This is a genomic window from Shewanella sp. 10N.286.51.B8 (assembly GCF_041469325.1).
Classification (GTDB): domain Bacteria; phylum Pseudomonadota; class Gammaproteobacteria; order Enterobacterales; family Shewanellaceae; genus Shewanella.
The window spans coordinates 1-23,914 of the sequence record NZ_JBFRKG010000032.1 but is presented as its reverse complement, the minus strand read 5'-3'; the positions used below and the strand labels follow the sequence as shown (position 1 = coordinate 23,914).

Sequence of the window (23,914 nt, the reverse complement as noted above, 5' to 3'; positions counted from 1 at the left end):
ACAAACATAATACTTTAATACAGATATAAACCATGACAGATAAAAATGTGACCACAAGCGAGATATGCCCTGATAAAGATAATACTCCCGCAATGGAGCAAAGCGCTGAAAGCCAAACTAAAGCTGTTTTCCCTAAAAGGTTAATGGCTTTATTGGCGGTCTACGTTATCTCGTCCGTCAGCGGTTTAATGGCCCAGCAAGGTGTATTGCTCTGTATATTGACCTTAATGATGGTGCTCGGTATTACAGGACGTCAAAAAGCGGCTTTATACATGCTTCGTGGCTACGGGATCTTGCAGCTGGCCTTATATAGCATGCTACCTGTCATTATGTATGATCCTGACAACTTAGTCGCTGGGCCGACTACTTTTGATTTTGGCTTTATGCAAATGGTACTGCCTGATTGGATTATCTTTACAGCGCTAATTATTTTGGCATTAATCCAAGTGTGGATTAGCTTTAATGCAAAAGTGCTGAAGTGGTTTAAGCCGCGGATGAACTTCAATATTATTAGTTGATTTGATAGTCAATTTAAGACACAAAAAAGCCGTCACATGACGGCTTTTTTATTGGTCTCAGTTTAGCTATTAAACTGAGAAACTGGCCCCACAACCACAGGTTGTTGTTGCATTTGGGTTTTTCACGAAGAAACGTGACCCTTCTAAGCCTGAAGTGTAGTCAACTTCACCGCCAACAAGATATTGAAGACTCATAGGATCAACAACCAGTTGTACCCCTTGCTTTTCAATAGTGAAGTCACCTTCATTCACTTTTTCATCAAAAGTAAAACCATACTGGAAACCTGAACAACCGCCTCCAGTTACGTATACTCGAAGTTTTAATTCAGGATTCTGCTCTTCTTCTAGCAGCCCTTTAACTTTAGTTGCCGCAGCATCGGTAAATTGGATTGGCATTGCTGCATCTGTTTGTTCAGTCATTACTACCTCTAACTTCAGTTTCAGATCGGGATTATCTATTACCTGACTAATTTGTTCAAGTATTACCCTTAGTTCTTTTTTAGCTTTCTAGTAACTCTGCGATATCGAACGTTTGCTCAATACGTCCACCTCGTACCCCGCGGGCAGCTGAGACTAGCACTACCGCTTTTACACGTTGTAAAGCAAAGCCTTCTGGCAGGTTCATTTCAGTATCAAATATTTGAAAGTAGCGAAAACCAAATGCAAATTTTTCAATATCAATGTCAGATAATGAAATTTCAACTTGCTGTTCATGTTGTAAACCCACCAACACAATATCTGCAACCCCTTTAACGCTGGTTTTACGCTTTTGGTTTTGGGTCAAAATTAATCTTAATTGATAACTATTGGCGACTAAGCCTTTTGACAGTTCGAGACCATGGATAGCAATGCCATCCACCTCTTTTTCTGGTGACACTAAGCTGCGATAAAATGCTAACTCTTGTTCGATAGTTTTTTGCTGTTGCAGTTGTTCTTTGAACATGGTTTGCATGTTGCTATTGGCTTTTTCAGCAATTGATACTGCCATTTCAAGCCGTGAAATCACCAGAGATTGTTTCTGGTAAGCCGTTTGTAATGCCTGAATTTCTTCCGCATTAAGCTCGGGTTCTATCACTTCTGACATAACAAAATGTTGGCTCAGCACCCCAATGGTGAAACTAATCACAATCAGCCCAAATAAATACAGACCTGAAGTGCGCTTTTTTCGTTCTAAAACTTGCAAGCGGTTCAGCAAGCGACGATAATTTAACATTAGGTAACAAGCCTTTAATAAAATACAATGCTAACAATATGCCCACAGATGGAAGTTAGGCAATAAAGTGCAATTCAAGTTTAGTAAAGCCGCTATTATTCACACCAAAGCAGTTACACGCAAATATCTTCGTAACGATTTGAGAGATAAACTTTCTCAAGCGAAAATTAGTGTGCAACTTTGTGCGTTAGCGCTTTTATTTGCTCTCATTACCTCCGGTGTGATCATCTTATTTCGCTTAACCTTGAACTGGGCACAAGTGTATACCCTTGCCGAAGCCACCCATTTCACTGACACAGTCAGTGATTGGCGCACTTACTTACCCATTTTAGGCGCATTACTTATTTGGTTGGTGGCTGGTATTGGTTCCAAACGCTATCGCCGTATGGGCATTGCCTATGTCTTACACCGATTCAAATTACATTACGGCAAAGTGCCGTTACCATCGGCTGCGGGTCAGTTTTTTCAAGCATTAATTGCGCTAGTGGCAAATTTTTCAGTGGGTAAAGAAGGCCCAGCTATTCACCTTGGCGCGGTGAGCGCGAGCTTTTTAGCTGAAAAATTTAAATTGCCTGACAACAGTGTGCGCATTATGTGTGCCAGTGGCATTGCTGCAGGTATCGCCGCCATTTTTAACGCGCCATTAGCCGCTGTATTATTTGTATTTGAAGTGATTGTGCGCGAATACAAGATTCATTACTTCTTTCCGATCATGCTTTCAGCCATATGTGGTGCATTATCAAGCCAGTTAGTTTTCGGCAATATTCATGAATATGACTTAATCAACGTCACTCGTATTCCGTTAGATCAATACCCAATTCTTGCCATAGGCGGTATCGTTTTAGGCTGCACTGCGGCGCTGTTTAATCACTCATTACTTAAAATGACCGCCATTGGTCAGCATTGGCCTTTAATTTATCGATTAATGATTGCCGCGGTCATCACCACCTTAATCGGCTTAATACTGCCACAAGCACTAGGCTCTGGTGATTTAGCCATTGAAGCCGCCATTAGCGAGCATCCAAGTTTATGGTTTTTAGGCGCATTGCTTGTGGCTAAAATAATCGCCACCATTGCTGCAATCAGTTTTGGCATTCCTGGTGGCTTAATTGGCCCCTTGTACGGAATAGGGGCATTAATTGGCGCCATGTTAGCCCTTGTTAGTGCGATTTTTTTCCCGTCAATTGCGCCTTATGTTGGCCTTTATACCGTGATCGGAATGACGGCGATGATGGGGGTGTGTTTAAGTGCGCCACTAGCCGCATTAGTGGCACTATTAGAGCTCACCAATGACGCTGCGATTATTTTACCTGCCATGTTTGTCACTATCCCCGCCTTTTTGATTGCCTATCAGGGCTTTAATACCAATTCGGTTTTTTTAAAACAATTGGACATTATGGGGCTTGGCTATAAAGTGCCGCCGGTTAATCTTGGGCTGCAAAAGAAAGGCGTACGGGCGCTGATGGATAAACGCTTTGTGATCGTTAATGACGATAATGACTTACTGCTTGAAGTCATGAAACGTGCGCAAGGCCGCCCAGTGATGGTACGTAATGCTGATAACCAAATTGAAATGCTCAGCCTTGAGATGCAGTCCTTTGAAGATAAAACCACCCTTTCACGGCATTTGATGCACGGCGTTGCTGATACCGCAACCTTAAATGAAGTGTACGAGCTATTGTCACTAAAACGCAGTGGTGAAGTGTATATTTATCAGAATAATACCAATAATGTCGTTGGGGTCATTAGCTGGGCTAACCTATGGCAAGAAATCCGTTCTGGGCAAGTATAATTGGCGTGAGATCTTAAATAACAGAAATAATCATTAGCATGATTTAATATTGGTTCACTCTCTGTTAAAATCTCGCCTCAGCCACCCTACATAACCACTGAGTAGATAGTTCTATTTACTCGCCTAATAATTGGAAATCAGGCTGATGACACAGTTTACAGGTTCTCACATCCTTTCAGTTAACCAACTGAATATTGATTCAATCAACACTATTTTCAACGTTGCCAATGATATGACCCCTTATGCACTTCGTGAAAAACGAACCAAAGTGCTTGATGGCGCCATTTTAGGTAATTTATTTTTCGAACCTAGTACTCGCACTCGAGTCAGCTTCGGTTGCGCATTTAATTTACTTGGTGGCAACGTAAGAGAAACCGTCGGCATGGGCTCATCCTCATTGTCTAAAGGTGAATCACTTTACGATACTGCAAGAGTATTATCGACTTATTCAGATGTTATCGCTATGCGCCACCCGGACGCTTTTTCAGTTAAAGAATTCGCACAAGGCAGCCGCGTTCCTGTGATAAATGGCGGTGATGGCGCTAACGAGCACCCGACACAGGCTTTATTGGATTTATTTACCATTCAAAAAGAATTGGGGCATCACGGACAAGATATCAGCGGCATGCACATTGCCATGGTCGGTGATTTAAAACATGGTCGCACGGTACATTCCTTGTCACGTTTGTTATGCATGTATAAAGATGTGAAGTTCACATTAATTTCACCAACTGACTTAGCAATGCCTGACTATGTGATCAGTGACATTGAAAATGCTGGTCATCAGATCACAATTACAGATCAGCTAGAAGGTAATTTACATCAGGCTGATATACTCTATTTAACTCGCATTCAGGAAGAGCGATTCCCTTCACAAGATGAAGCGGATAAATATCGCGGAAAATTCCGTTTAAATCACAGTATTTACACCAAACACTGTAAATCTAACACTGTGATAATGCATCCATTGCCAAGAGACTCTCGTGCTCAAGCCAATGAATTAGATAATGATTTAAATAGCCATCCTAGTCTGGCAATTTTCAGACAAGCTGATAATGGCTTACTTATAAGAATGGCACTTTTTGCTCTAACACTTGGGGTTGAAAATCAACTACAACAATACGAGTGCCCCGTTAATTGGTATTCACGCAAAGCCGATAAATAATTGGCTAACGACTTAAAAGGATTACACATGACCCGCTCAGAAGCGCTTTTTGAACAGGCTAAACAAACCATCCCTGGTGGCGTTAACTCTCCAGTCCGTGCATTTAATGGTGTCGGTGGCTCGCCACTGTTTATCGAAAAAGCCGATGGTGCATATATCTTTGACGCTGATGGTAAAAAATACATCGATTACGTTGGTTCTTGGGGCCCAATGATCCTTGGCCACAATCACCCACAAATTCGCCAAGCAGTATTAGACGCTGTGGAAAATGGCCTTTCATTTGGTGCGCCGACTGAACTTGAAGTCAAAATGGCTGAAAAAGTGATTGAGATGGTGCCATCAATTGAACAAGTTCGTATGGTAAGTTCTGGTACTGAAGCGACCATGAGTGCGATTCGTTTAGCACGTGGCTTCACTAACCGTGACAAAATCCTTAAATTTGAGGGTTGTTACCATGGCCATGCTGACTGTTTATTAGTAAAAGCAGGTTCTGGCGCGTTAACTTTAGGTCAACCTAGCTCACCAGGTATCCCTGAAGATTTTGCAAAGCACACACTTACCGCGGTTTATAACGACCTAGATTCAGTACGTGCTATCTTCGAGCAACACCCTGAAGCGATTTCTTGTATTATTCTTGAGCCAGTTGCTGGCAACATGAACTGTATTCCTCCGGTTGCCGGCTTCTTAGAAGGCCTGCGAGCAATTTGTGATGAATTCGGCGCATTGATGATCATTGATGAAGTAATGACAGGCTTCCGCGTGTCTAAAAGCGGCGCTCAAGGTCACTACAATGTGAAACCAGATCTTACTACCCTAGGTAAAGTAATCGGTGGCGGCATGCCAGTGGGCGCTTTTGGTGGTCGTAAAGATGTGATGCAGTTTATTGCACCTACTGGCCCAGTTTACCAAGCAGGTACTTTATCAGGTAACCCAATTGCGATGACTGCAGGTCTTGCACAAATGGAAGCCCTTTGCCAAGACGGTCTTTATGACGAGTTAGCAGCAAAAACTAAACGTATTGCAGAAGGCTTTAAAGCCGCTGCAGACAAGCACGGTATACCACTTAACATTAACTATGTTGGCGGCATGTTTGGCTTCTTCTTCACTGAAGACACCAGCCCTATTACTAGTTTTGATCAAGTGACTAAGTGCAACATGGAGCATTTCCGTAACTTCTATCACCTTATGCTAGATGAAGGCGTTTATATGGCACCAAGTGCTTATGAAGCAGGCTTCTTATCAATGGCTCATGGCGAAGAAGAACTTGAAATGACCCTAGCGGCAGCAGATAAAGCTTTTGCGGCGTTAAAAGCACTGTAATCGCCCGATAAAATAAAAGGGGTTGATAGCATTGCTATCAACCCCTTTTTTAACCAAATAAGAACAAAGTTGCAACAACCCTGTTTATGTGATGAAATTCCGCGCACTGAAACAAACCAATATTAACTTGGTTTGCCTACTTTCATTTTAGCAATCTAGCTTTGCTAAGCAGCAATGGAAATATCAATATGTTTGAAGTCTTTCTCATATCGCTGGCAGTACTTGCCTTACTCAGTATTGTGTTTGAAGAAGTCACTCATATTAACAAAGCCAAAACCACGCTATTTCTCGGCTGTATTGCTTGGATTAGTTTATTCATCTCTGCTGCTGGCACCGACAAAACCCCATTCATTGCCGCAGAGTTAAACGACAATTTACTGGAAATTGCCACCTTGTGGTTATTTCTCATGTCGACAATGACCTTTGTGGCTTATCTCAACGCCAAAGGCATGATCCAGCTGTTAGTACAAAAAATCTTTCCGCAGCAAGTTTCTGTCAGAATGCTGATGCTGCAAGTCGGCCTTTTTGCACTGGTACTATCCACCTTCTGTGACAATGTCACTGCCACCTTGGTGTCCTTAGGCTTATTAACCACATTTAATTTAGCAAGTCGAATGCGTCGCCGTATGGCAGTATTAATTATCTTCGCGGTTAACTCAGGCGGAGTAGCCTTGATAACGGGTGATGTCACCACCTTAATGATATTTCTTGCCGGTAAAGTGCAAATGTCACAACTACTGATTTTGTTTTTACCTGCCGGCATTAGTGTGATGCTATTAGCGCTGTTATTCTCTCTAAACGCTGAAGGTCATGTCAGTACCACACCGGTAGATAAACAACTAAACCCTATTGATATCATTATCGGACTGATTTTCTTAGTCACGATTGTTCTGACAATGCTATTTAATATCTTATTTGATATTCCGCCCGTGCTTACCTTTCTTGCTGGATTATCGGTGATGTTTTTAGTTGGGCGTACCAGTCACACTAAAAAAGAAGAAATTCAAATTTTAGAGTACATTCGCCAAGTAGAATTTGACACTTTACTATTCTTTTTAGGGATTTTATTGCTTGTAGGCATGCTCAAGGAAATTGGCACTTTGGAGCTACTGACGCAGGCTTATGGGCTGTATAACCCAGCGATATCGAACTATTTTGCCGGAGTAGGCTCAGCAATTTTAGATAACGTACCACTGACTGCGGCGCTACTTAAAGCAGAGCCAGTACTCACCACAGCCCAATGGTTAGGTTTAACCTATTCTGTCGGTGTCGGAGGCTCACTACTAGTCATTGGCTCTGCTGCGGGGATTATTGCCATGAGTAAGATCAAAGAGCTCACCTTTGTGAGTTACTTAAAATACTTTCCTGCATTATTACTGTGTTACTCCGTGGGTTATGGCTTAACGATTTTAATCGCTAATCAGATCCATAGCTAAGGTGTTAGCTTTCAGACTAAGCGCTAAAATAATCAGAGCTAATAACTAAGCGCTAATAGTCTGTGCAGGCCCGATACTCTGCGCTAGTAGCACACATAAAACAATAAAGGCGCCATTGGCGCCTTTATTAAAATCAGAGATTAACTAAAGAAGTTACCCAAACTAAATTGCTGGCACTTTAAACTCTGAGCCATCGATTTCAAGTACCACATCTCTGGGTCTAATTTCGATAATTTTAAGCTTACCACTGATCACATCGCCTTCTTGAAGCTCTGCACCATCAATGTTTAACCAGCGATTATTTGCATCAGAAGAATAGACATGAGCCTGAATATTAAACTCTGGTACTTGTAATTGCACACTGGCAGGTAGCTCACCGTATTTAGGGATGCTATCTGATTTCGGAATAGGGATTGGGTCAAACTCAGCTTCAGTCACAGGTTTATTGGCTGATTCTTCATATTCAACATCTTTAAGAGCGGCTTGAAAAGCGGCCATTAAATTATTCGATTGCTCAGCAGTTAACTGATTTTTTTCTGGGGTGTTTTGGGTAGCGGTCACTTCATTGCTCACGCCTTGCTGCTCAAAATTGACGTTTTCAGCTGCGGTTGCCACTTTCATCTGCAGTGCAGTTAAATCCGATGTTTGCTTGTAGTTAGAATTGGCCCCTAAAATAATCGCATCTTCGCCATAGAGCGCGGTTAACTCAGCGGCAGTTAACTGCCTTTGGGAGTTATTCGAGCTAGCATTTGCAGTACCTGTTGAACTTACAGCGGTGGCTGCAAGCTCATTTTGCGATAGTGAGCTTACTTGACCTCGATTACTCTCATTCAAGCGATATTCATACTGGGTATTATCACCACTATTTGATGGACTCTTTGCAGGTGAATCACTTGAAGATAAGCTATTTAAAGACGAGTTATTTGAAGATAAGTCATAGCCAGCAACAGCTTGTGGTTTTGCCAAGGGCAAAGCCACTTTATTAGCAATCCTTATTTCTGCTGTGCCCGCTTGAACGGTATTTAAACTCAGGCTTTGTTGCGATGTGGCTTGCTTAACAGCTTCATTTTCCTGACTAGAACTTACCCCTGAATTCGCCGTTAAAGTCGGTTTCACTAATCTCGCTAAGCCCCAAGCAGATAACACACCTAATAAGATCACTGAGATTAACACCAGCGCCTTGCCCCAAAGCTGACGTAACCAATGCTGGTTAGTCGCTGGTTTATAACCAGCCCTTGGGGTTAATACCGCATCAGGTAATTCGCCCATCTGTTGCTGTTTTTCTTTGGTCACGGCATCTAATAAAATAGACATTAGCTGCGCCCTACTTTAGTTAATCTTGGGCCTTGCTTGCTGAGGTATAAGTTAAGCTGCACCAAGGTTTGGTTCCCTGCTATGCCATCAGATTTAAGTCCATGTTGACGCTGAAAGGCCATTAAATCTTGCTCTAAGGTATCATCGAAACGGTTTAATAATCTCGGCGCTCGTTGTTGCACCAAGGCTAAGTTATTTTCTAACCATTGAATTTGCGACAAACTGGATGTTTGACCAATTTCACTTGGCATTACTCCATCGGTTTGCCATAAAATTTCAAAGGTGCCGCTAAAATGACGGTTAAACCAATCCTTGCTGACCCAAAGCTGCTGCTCATTTAATTGCAGTAATACTTGCTCACCTTCGCGAGCTACCACAACCCCATAGAATTGCTTAGCTTGCTGATCTTCTAAATACACCACCGCCGGGTAATTAAGCCTTGCAATACTGTTCCAGTTCCCCTGCTGCTGATGGCACAACAGCCCTTGCTCAGTCGCTGCTTGGCAAGAAGATAAACCAATAATGGGTTGTTTTCCCCATAAGGCAAACAGTCCAGCAAATGCATTATCAATGCTGCGACTTTGCGCCATTGCGGCGCGGACAATGCTTTGATTGCGATTAACTTGTGTTAATGCCACAGGGACAACATCTTCAATAACAGCTACTTTATCAACCGCTTGTTTATTGACTAAAGCACTCGCCTGCTCTGAGCCGACCTGTTGAGGAAAAAAGCCATAAAAAGACACCCCAAAGGTAATCACTAATGTCGCAGCAATGGTTAAAGGCCAATGGGAGCGAGTCTCAACCGGCATTTCACCTAATACTTCAGCAGCAGCTTGCTTAACCATATGCTGATCGATTGGCACTTTTGATTGGCCATAACCGGCCATTAAGGCTCGTTCACACAACAGGTTAGTTAAGCGTGGAATACCGCCACTGTACTTATGTAATGCTTTACAGGCTTTTTTAGAAAATAATGGTTCAAAACGCCCAGCAACTTGTAATCGATGTTGCACATACAAGGCTATCTCTTCAACAGTCAAAGGCAACAAATGATATCTTGCGGTAATTCGCTGGGCTAACTGACGTAGCTCTTGACGCTTAAGCAGTTGCTGTAATTCTGGCTGGCCAATAAGAATCACTTGCAGCAGTTTTTTGGTATCTGTTTCAAGGTTAGTCAGTAATCTTAGTTGCTCTAACACCTCAGGGCGCAAATGCTGCGCTTCATCGATAATTAATACGGTATTGCGGCCATTTTTATGATTATTGAGTAAATACTGGCTGATTAAGTCGGTCAGTTGTTTAATTGAAGGAGCATCACCATAGCTAATGGCAAGTTCATCACACAAGGTTGCCAGTAACTCTTGTTCAGTTAATGAAGGATTAAGTATAAAAGCAGTATCCGTGTGCTCAGGTAATTGCTTTAATAAACAACGTGACACAGTGGTTTTGCCAGTGCCAACCTCACCAGTTAATAACACGAAGCCACCGGTCTCGCCCAGACCATAGGTTAAATGGGCTAATGCTTCTCGATGACGGTCGCTTAAGAACAAATAATGTGGGTTGGGTGCGATTGAAAATGGATTATCATTTAATCCATAAAATGCTTTATACATCGGGCCAAAAATCCTTATCTATAACTGACGGTTCAAGTTATATCTTGCCGTACTGCTTGTCAAAATTTAGCAGCAGAAATGTTAGTCGTGCTAAGATTTATCTTAAGATACTTAAGATAAAGCTCCTTAGGCAAAAACATTTATGAAAATCTATTTAGTGGGTGGCGCTGTACGTGACGGCATTTTATCACTTCCAGTCAAAGATAAAGACTATGTGGTAGTGGGCGGTTCAACCGAGGAGATGTTCGCCCTTGGCTATAGTCAAGTTGGCCGTGATTTCCCCGTTTTTTTGCACCCTAAAACCCAACAAGAATATGCCTTAGCACGTACCGAAAGAAAAAGCGGCCAGGGGTATTCTGGTTTTAGCTGCGATGCCAATAAAGAGGTAACACTGGAACAGGATTTACTGCGTCGCGATCTAACCATTAATGCCATGGCCCAAGATGACCAAGGCAATCTATACGATCCCTATGGCGGCATGGCGGATATTGAAAGTCGCCAATTACGCCATGTGTCGGATGCATTCATTGAAGATCCATTACGGGTTCTGCGGGTTGCCCGATTCGCGGCGCGTTTTGCCCACCTTGGTTTTACTATCGCCCAAGAAACAATAGCACTGATGCAAAGTATCTGTGACTCAGGCGAGTTAGCGTATTTAACGCCTGAGCGCGTGTGGCAAGAGCTAGATAAAGCTTTAAGTAGTCAGAACCCTGAAGTCTTTTTTGAGCAGCTGCGTAGTTGTGGGGCGCTTAAGGTGCTATTTCCAGAGATAGATGCCTTGTTCGGCGTACCTCAACCTGAAAAATGGCATCCAGAAATTGACTCAGGCATTCATACCATGATGGTATTGCAAGCCTCGGCTAAGCTCACTGATAAAAAAACCATTCGTTTTGCCGCTTTGGTTCATGATTTAGGTAAGGCCATCACCCCTGCAGAGCTTTGGCCAAAACATCATGGGCACGGCCAAAAGGGCTTACCGATAATCAAAAAGCTAGTACAAAGAATTAAAGCCCCAAATGAATACAAGGAATTGGCACTGCTGTGCAGCGACCAACATCAAAATATCCATAATGCGCTAGAGTTACGCGCTGAAACCATTATAAAGATTTTTGATAAGGGTGATTTTTGGCGCAAACCGCAACGCTTAACAGACTTACTATTATGTTGTCAGGCCGATATTCAAGGTCGAACAGGTTTTGAGCAAGCGCAGTATCCTCAAAGCGAGTTTTTAACCCATTGCTTTAACATTGCTAAAGAGGTCGATGTGCAACAGGTGATTAGTGATGGGTTTAAGGGCGCAGAAATTAAACAGCAGTTGAGCATACGCAGAGCTGAGGCCATTAGCCTGTATAAAAAAAGCCAAGTACAATAAGCGTTGCAATTGTAACGTTTAAGCATTCGTGATGCACTAAACGAAACCTTAGCACTACTTCAATATCAGAGTGATTAACCTAATACTAACGCCGTAGATTATGCCTTTTTACAAATTTCTACAGATGAATATCCTTATATTAATTGGGTTTACGCTGTTTTTTATGATTTTTTTTGCCATTTTGTGTAGCAAAATACAATAGCTGTGACATAATTAAAAGGCTGTTGGGTATTACTCCTCAGCAACTTATTACAACCTATAATGAAGGGATTTTCCATGAACAAGAAAGTATTAATGATTGCTGGTGTTGCTATGACTGCTCTTATCGGTGGTTGTGCAAACACTACTGCTTTAGAAGAAAGTGTTGCTAACCTAGGTAACAAAGTTGATCAACTATCTTCTGAAGTTAGCTCTTTAAAATCAGAGCAAAGCAAATTATCTGCTGATGTGAAAGATTCTAAAGCAGCTTCTATGGACGCTCAAGCTGAAGCTAAGCGTGCAAACGATCGCATCGATAACATGGCTTCTTCTTACAAAAAGTAAGAAACCATGAAAATTAGCTTATTTTTATAGGTTGATTATTAAGGCTTGAACATAGTAAACAGACTTAAGTCGTTTACCATTTCAAGCCTTAATTGTATCTGCAGGATTAAATCAACATAAGGGTATGCCGCGCAAACGTTAACTCTGTAATAAACTTACTTGGCTTCTGTTAGCTTTGCAGTAATCAATACATAATCAAATTCTAATCCTGTCACAGGATGACTCTTAATTTGATGCTTTAATTGATCATTAACCCGCCATGCAAGGTGGTTCATCTCCAACAGTGTCATCGCTTGTTCGCCGCTCACATCACCAGTAAAGCTAATCGATTTTGTATTAACCACTTCAATCTGCTTGGGTAAATTCAACTGCAATGGCTTTTCCGCTAAATTGTCATATACCTGCTGCTTCAGTTGCCATAAATGCCGAGGACCGGGCACTAACATTAATAATCGACCGCTGTCTTTTAACACCCTTAGGCACTCTTTACCTTTTAAAGCCACGTCAAATAGCGACACGATATCTAAACTGTTATCAGCAAAAGGTAACTTCTTATAAGGGGTAAGGATTAGACTAGCTGGGGTATTTTCTTTGCTGGCTGCAAATAGTGCGTTCTCAGCTTCAGAAACGCCCCAATGGCTAACATCAACATTAGTGCTGGTAGCAAGGTGTCGCAAATATAGACCATCTGCACAGCTAAAATTCAGGTGCTGTAGTTCGGTGCGCCCATCAATCAATTGATTAAATGACTCACTCAGTTTATCCATTAACGGTTTAAATAAGTCTTCAGCCATAAGAAAGCGTTTCGAGCGCAGTTGCTGACGTGACTCATTCGCGCCCTTGAACTTGGTTGAGGTAACAAAGGATAAATAGCCTTGGGCATTTTTATCAATATGATGCTTATTATCACAATAGTAGCCTGCTGAGGCCTGATGATAATGCAATGCTGTCGCACACTTAGGGCAGATCAAAATTGAGTTCATTACAGAAAACGTCCTAGACTTTACAGCTAAATTTAAGGAATAAAAAACGGGTGATAACACCCGTTTTTTATTTTTTTAATCATTGATGATTTTGTCTCTCATAATGATTAATCTATTGTGGTTTATATTACAGGAATATAAAGCCACATAATACTGCGCCAAGAGTTAGGCGATACAGCACAAATGGGGTCATGCCAATCTTGCTGATAATTTTCAAGAAAAAGTAAATACAAGTATAGGCTGCAAAAAACGAAACCACGATACCCAGTAGCACCTCACCGTAATTAATCACCAAGTCACTTGAAACGGCATCTTTAGTCATTAAAATCGCCGCACCTAAAATCACCGGTATTGACATTAAAAATGAAAAGCGTGCTGCAGCTTCTTTGTTTAGACCTAACATCAAAGCGGCGGTGATGGTAATACCTGAACGTGACGTGCCTGGAATAATCGCCAACGCTTGAGCAAAACCAATTAATAGCGCCTTTCTCCAACCGGTTTGATACTCGGTTAGCTCATTACGGGCCATTTTATCACCGACCCACAACAGCAAACCAAATATAACTGTTGTGATAGCAATTACCCCAGGGCCACGAAGGTAGGTTTCGATTAAATCTTTTGCCATAAAGCCAAAGAACACCGCCGGTAATGTCGCTAAAATGATCCACCAAGCTAATTTACTGTCTTGGGTATGAACACCTTTAACCATGCTCGCTATCCACGCATTGAGCATGAGCCATATTTCTTTTCTAAAATAGATCACTACCGCTAATAATGAACCAATATGAACAGCGACATCAAAGAAAAGACCTTGATCTTGCCAGCCTAAAACTTGCGCCGGCAAAATCAGGTGAGCGGAGCTTGAAATCGGTAAAAACTCTGTTAGCCCTTGAATGATGGCAAGTATAATAACCTGAATGGTTTCCATGATTGTCCTTTATAATATTAACGTGTTAGTGTTGCAGGGAAGTCAAACTCAATCGGCCAAATATGCTGGCTAGATTTATCGTAATTATCCCAAAGTAATTGATAGGGTTGATGCGTTATTGGGTGAGTTAATTGCGGCGCAATTTCTGCCAGCGGCCACAATACAAAAGCATTAAATAAAATCTCACCTCGAGGCAGTTCAACCGGTTGCTGACAAATTTCATTATCATAAAGCAGTAAGTCGATATCTAAACTTCGTGGACTAAATTTTTTTTCACCGCGAATGCGGCCATTTTGCTTTTCTATTCGTTTAAAGCTGGCAACCACCTCAGCAATACTCATATCGGTATCAGCTGCGGCCACCATATTTAAAAAATTGGTACCTTGAAACCCAACGGCTTCACTTTCAAACATCCTTGATAACTGTAATGGGCCAAATTGCTGCTGCAAATCAATTAATCCTGACTGCATGTGTGCAACAGGGTCAATATTAGTGCCTAGACTGATATAAATACGTGCCATTAACTCACTCTGTAATATAAAGAACAAACATGAAAAGATGATTAAATAGTGCTAAAACATGTTACTAAAATTGACCGCGCTCAATAACCACACCAACAGAGACTGCAGTAGGTACCGCACCAGGTTTCATCACTGTCACTTTAACGCCTTCAACCTTAAATTCAGTCATCAAACACTCGGCAATCATTTCTGCGACAGTTTCAATTAGCTCAACGGGTTTTTGAGTGATTAATGCAGTGAGGCGATTAGACACACTTTCGTAGCACAAGGCATGTTGATAATCATCAGTGGCAGCAGCCATTTTATTATCCCAAGCCATATCTAAATCGATGAGCAATATTTGCTGTATTTGTTTTTCCCACTCGTAGATCCCTATTACAGTTTCAATTTTTAGCTCGCGAATAAGTACTTTATCCATGCTTTCTCCGAGTTTTACTCATTTTTTAAAAAAAACAGCCTAAAAAAGCTGATAATGACATCAATTAACCGTTATCATGATTTTTGTCTTTTTCCTGAGCAACTAAAGCAGTAGGATAATGGCTAGCTATTTATGAATGATAACCATTCTAAATAGCGTTTTAAAAGCTGATAATAACCATTAAGATCAAGTGATATAAATTAATGGGCGATGATACCCTAAGAAGACTAAGGACACCAATTTGAGCGCTGTTACAATCACAATATTGATGATTATAACCGCCTACCTAGCCGGTTCTATTTCAAGTGCCATTTTGGTTTGTAAATTAAGAGGTTTACCCGACCCTCGCACTGAAGGCTCAGGCAACCCTGGGGCAACCAACGTACTTCGTATCGGTGGCGCAAGCTCTGCTGCCTTAGTTTTATTTTTCGACATGCTTAAAGGCGCCGCGCCCAGCTATTGCAGCTACTTACTCGGTCAAGATGCGGTGTCATTAGGGCTCATTGCCATCGCAGCTTGTTTAGGCCACATCTACCCGCTCTTTTTTAACTTTCAAGGCGGCAAAGGCGTAGCGACTGCCTTTGGCGCGATGGCTCCTATTGGCGGCGATTTAGCCGCCATGTTAATTATTACTTGGTTAGTATTTGTAATTATTACTCGCTATTCATCATTAGCCGCCATTTTAACTGCAATACTTGCACCAGTTTACACATGGTGGTTAGACGAGCGCTTTGTCATTCCAGTGGCAATGCTCTCTTTATTAATTGTCATTCGCCATAAAGATAATATTAAGCGCTTGAGAGTGGGCGAAGAAAGCAAGCTTTCCCGTAAGAAAAAACAAGCTAACTAGTTTTAACTCAAACTATCTAACTGATTATATTATTGATATAAAAAAACCTAAGCCATGGCTTAGGTTTTTTCATATCAGGTAATGACTTAATTACACTGCAGACAAGGTATCTAATGGCCAGCGCGGCTTGCCTTCTACCTCTAACGACTCCACCTGCCCAGCTTTTAAGCGCTGTAAGCCAGCAAAAGCGATCATTGCACCATTATCGGTACAAAACTCACCTCTTGGATAAAACACCTCACCATTTAACTTAGCCATCATGGTCGCTAAATTTTCTCTTAACCGAGTATTAGCGCTCACTCCACCTGCTACAACTAAGCGATTATAACCTGTTTGTTTTAATGCGCGTTGACACTTAATCGCTAAAGTATCCACCACTGCCTCTTCAAAAGCGCGGGCAATATTGGCTCTTGTTTGCTCATCATCAGGCTCTTTAGCGATGGTATTCGCGGTAAAGGTTTTTAAGCCTGAAAAGCTAAAATTAAGCCCTGGTTTATCTGTCATTGGTCGAGGGAATTTATAACCTGCCTCAACACCTTTTGCTGCTAACTTAGCTAAACGTGGCCCACCAGGGTAATCAAGCCCCATCAGCTTAGCGGTTTTATCAAATGCTTCACCAGCAGCGTCATCAACCGATTCACCTAACACCTGATAACGGCCAATACCTTCTACTTGCACTAACATTGAGTGACCGCCAGATACCAGCAGAGCAAGAAAAGGGAACTCAGGCGCATCATCTTCAAGCATTGGCGCTAATAAATGCCCTTCCATATGGTGAACTCCAATTGCAGGCTTGTCCCACGAATATGCCAATGAACGCCCAACACAAGCGCCGACTAATAGCGCGCCAATTAATCCAGGTCCTTTAGTAAAAGCGATGCCATCAATATCATCAACAGTAGAGTTAGCCTCTTTAAGCGCCTGCTTAATCAATGGAATAATTTTACGCACATGATCACGAGATGCTAATTCAGGCACAACACCACCATAATCTGCATGTAATTTCACTTGGCTATATAAAGCATGGGATAATAGTCCCTGCTCATCATCATAAACAGCGATTCCAGTTTCATCGCATGATGTTTCAATACCTAAAACCCGCATAGCATCTCGTCTTGATAAATTTGTAAGGGCGGCAATTCTACCTGTTGAGAAGATTTTATTCCACCAAGCATAATCATCAGTCTCAAAAAAATGACACCTTGATTGTCATTTGCGATTAACAAAGGGGTTTACAAAAGCATCGTAATCGATGTAGAATTCGGCACCATTTTAAATAGCCTTGGTTAATCTACCAAAACAGGTAGTGCCAAATTAACTACACCTAAGGGGTGATGGCGTATGCCAATTATTAAAGTACGTGAAAACGAACCATTCGACGTAGCTCTTCGTCGTTTCAAGCGCTCTTGTGAAAAAGCAGGTATCTTAGCTGATGTTCGCGCTCGTGAATTCTACGAGAAGCCAACTTCTGCACGTAAGCGCGCAAAAGCTGCCGCTGTTAAGCGTCTAGCTAAGAAGCTTTCTCGCGAAAACGCACGTCGCGTACGTTTATACTAATCTCACTATGAGCCTAGTCGAACAGCTAAAAGACCAAATGAAAGAAGCTATGCGTGCCAAAGATAAGGCGCGTTTGGGGACAATTCGTATGGCACTGTCTGCCATTAAACAGATTGAAGTGGATACCCGCGAAACTCTGACTGATGAACAGACAATAGCCGTTTTAACCAAAATGGTAAAACAACGTCGCGATTCTATAACTCAGTATGAGTCAGCAAATCGCCCGGAGTTAGCAGCAGCTGAAGCAGCAGAGATTCAAGTCATTGAAACTTTCTTGCCTTCTCCTTTAACAGAAGAAGAAGTTGCCGCAATCATTGATGAAGCTATCTCTCAGGTAGGTGCATCAACCATGGCGGATATGGGCAAAGTAATGGGAGCATTAAAATCTAAGGTTCAAGGTCGTGCAGATATGGGTGCCATTGGCAGTCTAATCCGTGCTAAATTAAACTAACAGATCGTTAATGTGTGAATAAGCCGTGCACCTTGCACGGCTTGTTTGTTTTATCTATTTGGTAATGCGAGACCTATAGCATTTATGGCGATACCTCGTGACTTTATCAATGAGCTAATAGCTCGAACTGACATTGTTGATCTAATTGATCACCGTGTACCTTTGAAAAAAGCAGGGAAAAATCACTCTGCATGTTGTCCTTTTCATAGCGAAAAATCACCTTCTTTTACCGTCAGTCAAGACAAGCAATTTTACCACTGCTTTGGTTGTGGTGCTCATGGCAACGCCATTGATTTTATCATGGAATATGATCGACTAGAATTTGTCGATGCCATTGAAGAGCTTGCCGGTAAACTCGGACTCGAGGTACCAAGAGAGCAAGGTACTGGTCCTAAAAAAGATCAAAGTTTAAGTCGTGACTTATACCAATTGATGGAAGAAGCGAATCTTTATTATCAAAATCAATTGCGTCAACACAGCGACAAACAAAAAGTTGTAGATTATTTAGAATTCAGAGGGCTCTCCAGTGATGTTGTAGAGCATTTTGGAATCGGTTTTGCGCCAGATGGTTGGGATGGACTATTAAGTCGATATCGCCAAAACCCTGCAGCACAAGACAAATTACTCACCGCCGGAATGCTAATTGCCAACGATAATGGCAAGCGATATGACCGCTTTCGCGATCGGTTAATGTTTCCTATTCGCGACCGCAGAGGCCGAGTTGTTGGCTTTGGTGGTCGAGTTTTAGGCGATGGAACACCAAAGTACTTGAATTCGCCAGAAACGCCCATATTTCATAAGGGAAATGAGCTTTACGGTCTTTACGAACTCAAGCAAACCCATAGAGACCCACAACAAGTATTAATTGTTGAAGGCTATATGGACGTTGTGGCGCTTGCCCAATTTGGTGTTGATTATGCCGTTGCATCACTTGGCACAGCAACAACCGCTGAACAATTTCAGCTGTTAGTGCGTAGTGCTAAAGAAGTCATTTGTTGTTACGACGGTGACCGAGCAGGTAAAGAAGCCGCTTGGCGTGCACTAGAAACCGCACTGCCTTTATTAAAGCCTGGTGATGTCGTTAGGTTTATGTTTTTACCTCAAGGCGAAGATCCAGATACCATGGTTCGCCAAGTAGGCAAAGACGGTTTTGAAGAGTTAATGGTCAGCGCCCTCGACTTACCGGCGTTTTTATTTGAGACCTTAACCAGTAAATTCGGTAGTGATAAAAGCTCATTGGCTAAACAAGCTATGTCGCTAATCGAACGTGTTCAAGACACTGTGTTACAAAATTTATTATTAGAAAATCTCGCCCATAAAATTGGTATGAATAGCGCAGATGATCTAAAGAAAAAGTTAGGTTTTGCAGTAAAACAGCAACAACCTATGAATAAAAAAGGTTTACAAGGGCGTGGTACCCCACTGCGATTAGCCATTGCATTATTAGTACAACGTCCAGAGTTAGGATATGGCTTAGCTGTACAACCCTCACTTGCACATTTAAAGATTGCTGGCATCGAATTGCTCAGTGATTTATTGAATTTAACTCGAGACCGAAAGTTAAACAGCGCACAACTACTTGAGATTTATCGTCAGCATGAACAAAAAAATGCGTTGATAAAATTGGCCCAATGGGACCACCAAGTGGCGGATGAAAACCTAGTTCAAGAGTTTAAACAATCCCTGATCTGGTTGAACAATCAATATATTGAACAACGCTATCAGGAACTGAGTCTTAAACAAACTCTAAATAAAGCTGAAAAAATTCAGCTCACGAAGCTTATTTCTATAATGAAAGGCATTGCTAAATAACATCTTTTATTAAAAAAATGTTCCCTTAAGTCATGTCATGGACTAGCGTACTTTAGTTCATAGAGCTATAATTGACGATTTGCTTGACACTTTGCCTCGGCAGGTGTCCAGTCGTTATTTCAGTTACCAACTTGGATGATATCTATGGAGCATACTCCGCAGTCGCAACTTAAATTGTTGCTTGCTAAAGGTAAAGAGCAAGGTTATTTAACCTATGCTGAAGTCAATGACCACTTGCCAGCTGACATGGTCGATTCTGATCAGATTGAAGATATTGTCCAGATGATCAATGACATGGGCATCCGCGTGTTTGAACAAGCGCCAGATGCCGATGACATGATGATGTCTGAGGACAACACCGACGAAGATGCAGCAGAAGAAGCTGCAGCAGCGCTTGCAACGGTAGAAAGTGAATTAGGTCGTACCACTGACCCAGTACGTATGTATATGCGTGAAATGGGTACAGTTGAGTTATTGACTCGCGAAGGCGAAATCGTCATCGCAAAACGTATTGAAGAAGGCATTAATACGGTTCAAAGTTCTGTCTCTGAATATCCGCAAGCGATTGCGATGATTTTAGAGCAGTTTGATAAGTATGAAGCTGACGAAATACGTTTAACTGACATTATCGCAGGTTTTGTTAACCCTGATGATGATGACGTAGCACCAACAGCAACACACGTTGGTTCTGAGTTATCAGAAGAAGAGTTAGAAGACGAAGATGATGCCGAAGATGCTGAAGACGAAGAGGAAGGCCCAAAAGGTCCAGATCCTGAAGAAGCTAAAGAGAAGTTTACCCAATTACGCGAAGTGTTTGAAAAAGGCTTAGCTGTTATTGAGAAAAAAGGCCGTGATCACCCTGAAGCCATCGGTGCTTTATTTGTCATTGGCGAGCTTTTCAAAGAATTCCGTTTAGTACCAAAGCAATTTGATCGCTTAGTAAAAAGCATGCGTTCTATGATGGACCGCGTACGTGTACAAGAGCGTTTAATCCTTAAGCTTTGTGTTGAACAAGCTAAAATGCCAAAGAAAAACTTTGTTAAGTTCTTCACCGGTAATGAAACTGACTTAACTTGGTTCCATGCTGAAATGAGCAGTAATAAGCCTTATGCTGAAGGCTTACGTATGGTTAAAGACGATGTGATTCGTTGTAGCACTAAACTTGCTGCTATCGAAGAAGAAACCGGCTTAGTCATTCGCGCAATTAAAGACATCAACCGTCGTATGTCAATCGGTGAAGCAAGAGCTCGTCGTGCGAAGAAAGAAATGGTTGAAGCGAACTTACGTCTAGTAATTTCTATTGCTAAAAAGTACACCAACCGTGGCTTACAGTTCTTGGATTTGATTCAAGAAGGTAACATTGGTTTGATGAAAGCAGTAGATAAGTTCGAATACCGTCGTGGTTATAAGTTCTCAACTTATGCTACTTGGTGGATCCGTCAGGCGATTACTCGTTCAATTGCTGACCAAGCACGAACCATTCGTATTCCAGTACACATGATTGAAACGATTAATAAACTTAACCGTATTTCACGTCAGATGTTACAAGAAATGGGTCGCGAACCAACACCTGAAGAATTATCAGAGCGCATGTTAATGCCTGAAGATAAGATCCTTAAAGTGCTGAAAATCGCTAAAGAGCCAATCTCAATGGAAACACCTATTGGTGATGATGAAGATTCGCACTTAGGTGACTTCATTGAAGATAACACGCTTGAGCTACCATTAGACTCAGCAACAAGCGAAAGTCTTAAAAATGCCACTCATGAAGTGCTAGCAGGCCTAACAGCCCGAGAAGCTAAAGTGTTACGTATGCGTTTTGGTATTGATATGAATACCGACCATACCCTTGAAGAAGTGGGTAAACAGTTTGATGTAACCCGTGAACGTATTCGTCAAATTGAAGCAAAAGCACTACGTAAATTGCGTCACCCTTCTCGCTCAGAAATCTTGAAGTCTTTCTTAGACGAATAGAGTCTCACTAAGAAGTTGCAACAATAATGAAAGCCCGTTAATTCGGGCTTTTTTTTGCCTCAAAATTACTTTATTTAATATAAAAAACCTCATGATTGCTTAACAGATAACCAATTGAATCTTTTAGTCACAATTCTCAGCAATTGGCGGGTGACAACCGTGAATAAACTTCGTATACTTCTTTCCGCTTTCGATAGTGACGACTATCTTAAGTCGGCCCCTTAGCTCAGTTGGTTAGAGCATACGACTCATAATCGTCAGGTCCCCAGTTCGAGTCTGGGAGGGGCCACCAATTTTGATAAGCCGTAGTAGGTTAGTACCTACTACGGCTTTTTCATATCTAATGATTCTGCCTGTAGTAGTGCCTGTAGTAACTACTATCTAGAATTAATAACGTAGCCCACCGATACAAGCCACCAGCCTTTTATTTTTTAAATAAAGCATCAAAATCACTGATATATTCATCTATACGATCCAGCTCGTTTAGCTTATAACTCAGTAACTCTCCCTCTAAAGATTCTTGGGGCGTAATAGCTTTTAAAGCAGGATAGACGCGATTAAGCACAAACATTATGGCTTGGCTGTCCCCTCCCTCAACTTTAATTTGGAGTTGCTTCAAAGCAATATCTGTAAGCTCTTGTGGCAATACATTTTTAAAGTTTCGGCTTCCTTGTGGTCGTCCTTTACCTACTGTATTACCTTTTTGGAATTTGCCCATTATCGTCACCTTCATAATATGCCAAAGCAAAGGCTGTGAAATTTTCATCTAGATTTTTGAATCATAAATCAAGCAACAACAGAACAACAAATGGGTGCCAAGACAAACACAAGCAAAACAAACAGCCAACACCACCAAAACAACTAAGCGCAACACAAAACCAACCCATTACATAATGAGTGCAAAAAAAAGGTTTGTTCATAAACCAATCAATAAAGTTGACTATTGGAAGTATAATTAGCGAGGTTTATTACTGTCTCTGTATGATTTTAATATGAATAAAATAATTGCACATTGCTGTCATGGGATTAATAAGCCAAATAACATGCGTTTATGTGAATCGACATCAATCCCCAATCACAAAAACCCTACTTATCCATTTAAATTCAGCACCTTAGGGCTAGATAAATGAGTATTTCTATCAAAGTATATTTAATTTTTTTAATAAGTTTTCTACTGACAGGTTGTGGTGATAGTACCTCTGCCCCCAGCACTCCAGATCCAATAACTCCAACAGATGTAACAGCTATAAGTTCTAAAGGAAATGTTGTAATAAATTGGACTAGTAAGACCTCGGAAAAATATGACCTGTATATTTCAACAGAGGAGTCTATTGAATTTAATAATTACGCTTCTTATGATAACTCTGAATGGATAAAAGATATTTATCCACCGTACTCTTTTAAACCGACCGATTATTCACAAGTATATTTTTTTGCTGTTGTAGCAAAGACAGAACAACAAGAAAGTGAGCAAAGTGCTATTGTGAGCGCTATACCAAGGTACTTAGATAATGGCAGCACTATCACTGATTTAAACACAATGTTGACTTGGGATCGTTGTAGTGTTGGGCAGACATGGGATGACGCAAAAAAGGCATGCGTAGGTGAAGTAACGAGAATGTCACACGATCAAGCAACTAAATATGCAACATCGCAAGGGAACGAGTGGAGGTTACCTGAATTATCAGAATTGACCACTTTAGTATTTTGTAAGGATGGTAAGCCTAATTACTTTTTGCCGACTGAGGATTATAGCTGTCAAAACCCCAATAATGACAATCCAACTGTTTACGATGCAATATTCCCCAATGTTGCTATTCACACCAATTATATTAGTAACACGCGATACATTGCCCCCTCAAGTACAGCTATATTTTACCATTCGGTAAGTTTTTTGAAAGGTGGAAAGAGTGGTGTTTTTGGTTCAGAACCTACTTGGCAAGCTGTAAGGTTGGTAAAAACACACACACCACCAAATCAAACAAAACTGTAACATTCGTTTGGGGTTAATAGCTGAAAAAGAGAATACATTATGTGTAACGTGTAACGCCTGACACCTTAAGCAATTCTGTCTTCGAACTCAATAATAAATCGGCTCATCGCAGTACGCCAGTTTCGGATGGGCATGGTC

At 41.5% G+C, this 23,914-nt stretch carries 23 protein-coding genes and 1 tRNA gene; 14 read left to right on the top strand and 10 right to left on the bottom strand.

The features are described from left to right. Positions 1 to 92: 92 nt before the first annotated feature. Positions 93 to 518, top strand: coding sequence for a hypothetical protein (locus AB4160_RS12305; protein WP_102439287.1), 426 nt, complete (start codon positions 93 to 95; stop codon positions 516 to 518). A 69-nt stretch (positions 519 to 587) separates the two neighbouring features. On the opposite strand, the gene erpA is transcribed toward AB4160_RS12305, so the two are convergent. Continuing rightward, a complete protein-coding gene (gene erpA / locus AB4160_RS12300) occupies positions 588 to 938 on the bottom strand; it encodes an iron-sulfur cluster insertion protein ErpA (RefSeq protein WP_055024237.1) in 351 nt (116 codons plus the stop codon). Between the two features lie 79 nt (positions 939 to 1,017). Further along, the gene (locus AB4160_RS12295; protein WP_102439262.1) at positions 1,018 to 1,731 is read right to left on the bottom strand and encodes a DUF6776 family protein; all 714 of its coding nucleotides are present in this window, start codon (positions 1,729 to 1,731) and stop codon (positions 1,018 to 1,020) included. 67 nt (positions 1,732 to 1,798) lie between these two features. On the opposite strand from AB4160_RS12295, the gene AB4160_RS12290 reads away from it, so the two are divergent. The 4 genes from AB4160_RS12290 (at position 1,799) to nhaD (ending at position 7,444) form a co-directional block, all read left to right on the top strand. Next, a complete protein-coding gene (locus tag AB4160_RS12290) occupies positions 1,799 to 3,523 on the top strand; it encodes a chloride channel protein (protein ID WP_102439263.1) in 1,725 nt (574 codons plus the stop codon). 145 nt (positions 3,524 to 3,668) lie between these two features. Further along, positions 3,669 to 4,688, top strand: coding sequence for an aspartate carbamoyltransferase (locus AB4160_RS12285; protein ID WP_102439264.1), 1,020 nt, complete (start codon positions 3,669 to 3,671; stop codon positions 4,686 to 4,688). 27 nt (positions 4,689 to 4,715) lie between these two features. Then, positions 4,716 to 6,008, top strand: a complete 1,293-nt coding sequence (hemL, locus tag AB4160_RS12280) for a glutamate-1-semialdehyde 2,1-aminomutase (RefSeq protein ID WP_372004795.1) — start codon at positions 4,716 to 4,718, stop codon at positions 6,006 to 6,008. A 188-nt stretch (positions 6,009 to 6,196) separates the two neighbouring features. Further along, positions 6,197 to 7,444: a sodium:proton antiporter NhaD gene (nhaD, locus tag AB4160_RS12275; RefSeq protein ID WP_102439266.1), complete on the top strand. Its 1,248-nt coding sequence runs from the start codon at positions 6,197 to 6,199 to the stop codon at positions 7,442 to 7,444. A gap of 162 nt (positions 7,445 to 7,606) precedes the next feature. Here the strand turns inward: nhaD and AB4160_RS12270 are convergent, their stop codons facing one another. Together AB4160_RS12270 and AB4160_RS12265 are read right to left on the bottom strand one after the other, a co-directional pair. Then, positions 7,607 to 8,758 carry a general secretion pathway protein GspB gene (locus AB4160_RS12270; RefSeq protein WP_371999737.1) on the bottom strand — a complete coding sequence of 384 codons (1,152 nt, stop codon included), beginning with the start codon at positions 8,756 to 8,758 and terminating at the stop codon, positions 7,607 to 7,609. Then, the gene (locus AB4160_RS12265) at positions 8,758 to 10,374 is read right to left on the bottom strand and encodes an ExeA family protein (protein WP_102439268.1); all 1,617 of its coding nucleotides are present in this window, start codon (positions 10,372 to 10,374) and stop codon (positions 8,758 to 8,760) included. Before AB4160_RS12265 ends, AB4160_RS12270 begins: the two co-directional genes overlap by 1 nt. A 142-nt stretch (positions 10,375 to 10,516) precedes the next feature. On the opposite strand from AB4160_RS12265, the gene AB4160_RS12260 reads away from it, so the two are divergent. Beyond that, positions 10,517 to 11,746, top strand: a complete 1,230-nt coding sequence (locus tag AB4160_RS12260; RefSeq protein ID WP_102531387.1) for a multifunctional CCA addition/repair protein — start codon at positions 10,517 to 10,519, stop codon at positions 11,744 to 11,746. A 276-nt stretch (positions 11,747 to 12,022) separates the two neighbouring features. Then, positions 12,023 to 12,289: an Lpp/OprI family alanine-zipper lipoprotein gene (locus AB4160_RS12255; protein ID WP_076542485.1), complete on the top strand. Its 267-nt coding sequence runs from the start codon at positions 12,023 to 12,025 to the stop codon at positions 12,287 to 12,289. A gap of 155 nt (positions 12,290 to 12,444) precedes the next feature. Here the strand turns inward: AB4160_RS12255 and AB4160_RS12250 are convergent, their stop codons facing one another. The 4 genes from AB4160_RS12250 to folB all read right to left on the bottom strand — a co-directional run bounded on the left by AB4160_RS12250 (position 12,445) and on the right by folB (position 15,139). Continuing rightward, positions 12,445 to 13,272: a methyltransferase domain-containing protein gene (locus AB4160_RS12250; RefSeq protein WP_372004792.1), complete on the bottom strand. Its 828-nt coding sequence runs from the start codon at positions 13,270 to 13,272 to the stop codon at positions 12,445 to 12,447. Between the two features lie 127 nt (positions 13,273 to 13,399). Next, complete coding sequence (locus AB4160_RS12245; protein ID WP_102439271.1) at positions 13,400 to 14,200, bottom strand: undecaprenyl-diphosphate phosphatase; 801 nt, start codon at positions 14,198 to 14,200, stop codon at positions 13,400 to 13,402. Between the two features lie 17 nt (positions 14,201 to 14,217). Then, complete coding sequence (gene folK / locus AB4160_RS12240; RefSeq protein WP_102439272.1) at positions 14,218 to 14,721, bottom strand: 2-amino-4-hydroxy-6-hydroxymethyldihydropteridine diphosphokinase; 504 nt, start codon at positions 14,719 to 14,721, stop codon at positions 14,218 to 14,220. Positions 14,722 to 14,785: 64 nt separating this feature from the next. Then, positions 14,786 to 15,139, bottom strand: coding sequence for a dihydroneopterin aldolase (gene folB, locus AB4160_RS12235; RefSeq protein WP_102439273.1), 354 nt, complete (start codon positions 15,137 to 15,139; stop codon positions 14,786 to 14,788). A gap of 241 nt (positions 15,140 to 15,380) precedes the next feature. Here folB and plsY point away from each other — a divergent pair, with 241 nt between their 5' ends. Next, the gene (gene plsY, locus AB4160_RS12230) at positions 15,381 to 15,989 is read left to right on the top strand and encodes a glycerol-3-phosphate 1-O-acyltransferase PlsY (protein ID WP_102439274.1); all 609 of its coding nucleotides are present in this window, start codon (positions 15,381 to 15,383) and stop codon (positions 15,987 to 15,989) included. 90 nt (positions 15,990 to 16,079) lie between these two features. Here plsY and tsaD read toward each other — a convergent pair whose 3' ends face one another. Then, positions 16,080 to 17,093 carry a tRNA (adenosine(37)-N6)-threonylcarbamoyltransferase complex transferase subunit TsaD gene (gene tsaD / locus AB4160_RS12225; RefSeq protein WP_076541076.1) on the bottom strand — a complete coding sequence of 338 codons (1,014 nt, stop codon included), beginning with the start codon at positions 17,091 to 17,093 and terminating at the stop codon, positions 16,080 to 16,082. Positions 17,094 to 17,330: 237 nt separating this feature from the next. On the opposite strand from tsaD, the gene rpsU reads away from it, so the two are divergent. The 5 genes from rpsU to AB4160_RS12200 all read left to right on the top strand — a co-directional run bounded on the left by rpsU (position 17,331) and on the right by AB4160_RS12200 (position 22,075). After that, positions 17,331 to 17,546 carry a 30S ribosomal protein S21 gene (gene rpsU / locus AB4160_RS12220; protein ID WP_055024252.1) on the top strand — a complete coding sequence of 72 codons (216 nt, stop codon included), beginning with the start codon at positions 17,331 to 17,333 and terminating at the stop codon, positions 17,544 to 17,546. 7 nt (positions 17,547 to 17,553) lie between these two features. Next, positions 17,554 to 17,997 (top strand): GatB/YqeY domain-containing protein, encoded by a 444-nt coding sequence (locus AB4160_RS12215; RefSeq protein WP_102439276.1) that lies wholly within the window; start codon positions 17,554 to 17,556, stop codon positions 17,995 to 17,997. An 84-nt stretch (positions 17,998 to 18,081) separates the two neighbouring features. Next, positions 18,082 to 19,809, top strand: coding sequence for a DNA primase (dnaG, locus tag AB4160_RS12210; RefSeq protein ID WP_102439277.1), 1,728 nt, complete (start codon positions 18,082 to 18,084; stop codon positions 19,807 to 19,809). Positions 19,810 to 19,953: 144 nt separating this feature from the next. Next, the gene (gene rpoD / locus AB4160_RS12205; RefSeq protein ID WP_102439278.1) at positions 19,954 to 21,783 is read left to right on the top strand and encodes an RNA polymerase sigma factor RpoD; all 1,830 of its coding nucleotides are present in this window, start codon (positions 19,954 to 19,956) and stop codon (positions 21,781 to 21,783) included. A gap of 215 nt (positions 21,784 to 21,998) precedes the next feature. Then, positions 21,999 to 22,075 (top strand) — tRNA-Ile (locus tag AB4160_RS12200). Positions 22,076 to 22,207: 132 nt separating this feature from the next. Here the strand turns inward: AB4160_RS12200 and AB4160_RS12195 are convergent. After that, positions 22,208 to 22,501, bottom strand: coding sequence for a hypothetical protein (locus tag AB4160_RS12195; RefSeq protein ID WP_372004789.1), 294 nt, complete (start codon positions 22,499 to 22,501; stop codon positions 22,208 to 22,210). Between the two features lie 408 nt (positions 22,502 to 22,909). On the opposite strand from AB4160_RS12195, the gene AB4160_RS12190 reads away from it, so the two are divergent. Next, a complete protein-coding gene (locus AB4160_RS12190; protein WP_372004787.1) occupies positions 22,910 to 23,776 on the top strand; it encodes a DUF1566 domain-containing protein in 867 nt (288 codons plus the stop codon). Positions 23,777 to 23,914 lie beyond the last annotated feature (138 nt).

What these genes read in the sequence shown, in the direction of transcription:
- AB4160_RS12305 (WP_102439287.1), top strand. Translation starts at nt 93, where the DNA reads ATGGAGCAAAGCGCTGAAAGCCAAACTAAAGCTGTTTTCCCTAAAAGG.
- erpA (WP_055024237.1), bottom strand. Translation starts at nt 938, where the DNA reads ATGACTGAACAAACAGATGCAGCAATGCCAATCCAATTTACCGATGCT.
- AB4160_RS12295 (WP_102439262.1), bottom strand. Translation starts at nt 1,731, where the DNA reads ATGTTAAATTATCGTCGCTTGCTGAACCGCTTGCAAGTTTTAGAACGA.
- AB4160_RS12285 (WP_102439264.1), top strand. Translation starts at nt 3,669, where the DNA reads ATGACACAGTTTACAGGTTCTCACATCCTTTCAGTTAACCAACTGAAT.
- hemL (WP_372004795.1), top strand. Translation starts at nt 4,716, where the DNA reads ATGACCCGCTCAGAAGCGCTTTTTGAACAGGCTAAACAAACCATCCCT.
- nhaD (WP_102439266.1), top strand. Translation starts at nt 6,197, where the DNA reads ATGTTTGAAGTCTTTCTCATATCGCTGGCAGTACTTGCCTTACTCAGT.
- AB4160_RS12270 (WP_371999737.1), bottom strand. Translation starts at nt 8,758, where the DNA reads ATGTCTATTTTATTAGATGCCGTGACCAAAGAAAAACAGCAACAGATG.
- AB4160_RS12265 (WP_102439268.1), bottom strand. Translation starts at nt 10,374, where the DNA reads ATGTATAAAGCATTTTATGGATTAAATGATAATCCATTTTCAATCGCA.
- AB4160_RS12260 (WP_102531387.1), top strand. Translation starts at nt 10,517, where the DNA reads ATGAAAATCTATTTAGTGGGTGGCGCTGTACGTGACGGCATTTTATCA.
- AB4160_RS12255 (WP_076542485.1), top strand. Translation starts at nt 12,023, where the DNA reads ATGAACAAGAAAGTATTAATGATTGCTGGTGTTGCTATGACTGCTCTT.
- AB4160_RS12250 (WP_372004792.1), bottom strand. Translation starts at nt 13,272, where the DNA reads ATGAACTCAATTTTGATCTGCCCTAAGTGTGCGACAGCATTGCATTAT.
- AB4160_RS12245 (WP_102439271.1), bottom strand. Translation starts at nt 14,200, where the DNA reads ATGGAAACCATTCAGGTTATTATACTTGCCATCATTCAAGGGCTAACA.
- folK (WP_102439272.1), bottom strand. Translation starts at nt 14,721, where the DNA reads ATGGCACGTATTTATATCAGTCTAGGCACTAATATTGACCCTGTTGCA.
- folB (WP_102439273.1), bottom strand. Translation starts at nt 15,139, where the DNA reads ATGGATAAAGTACTTATTCGCGAGCTAAAAATTGAAACTGTAATAGGG.
- tsaD (WP_076541076.1), bottom strand. Translation starts at nt 17,093, where the DNA reads ATGCGGGTTTTAGGTATTGAAACATCATGCGATGAAACTGGAATCGCT.
- rpsU (WP_055024252.1), top strand. Translation starts at nt 17,331, where the DNA reads ATGCCAATTATTAAAGTACGTGAAAACGAACCATTCGACGTAGCTCTT.
- AB4160_RS12215 (WP_102439276.1), top strand. Translation starts at nt 17,554, where the DNA reads ATGAGCCTAGTCGAACAGCTAAAAGACCAAATGAAAGAAGCTATGCGT.
- dnaG (WP_102439277.1), top strand. Translation starts at nt 18,082, where the DNA reads ATGGCGATACCTCGTGACTTTATCAATGAGCTAATAGCTCGAACTGAC.
- rpoD (WP_102439278.1), top strand. Translation starts at nt 19,954, where the DNA reads ATGGAGCATACTCCGCAGTCGCAACTTAAATTGTTGCTTGCTAAAGGT.
- AB4160_RS12195 (WP_372004789.1), bottom strand. Translation starts at nt 22,501, where the DNA reads ATGGGCAAATTCCAAAAAGGTAATACAGTAGGTAAAGGACGACCACAA.
- AB4160_RS12190 (WP_372004787.1), top strand. Translation starts at nt 22,910, where the DNA reads ATGAGTATTTCTATCAAAGTATATTTAATTTTTTTAATAAGTTTTCTA.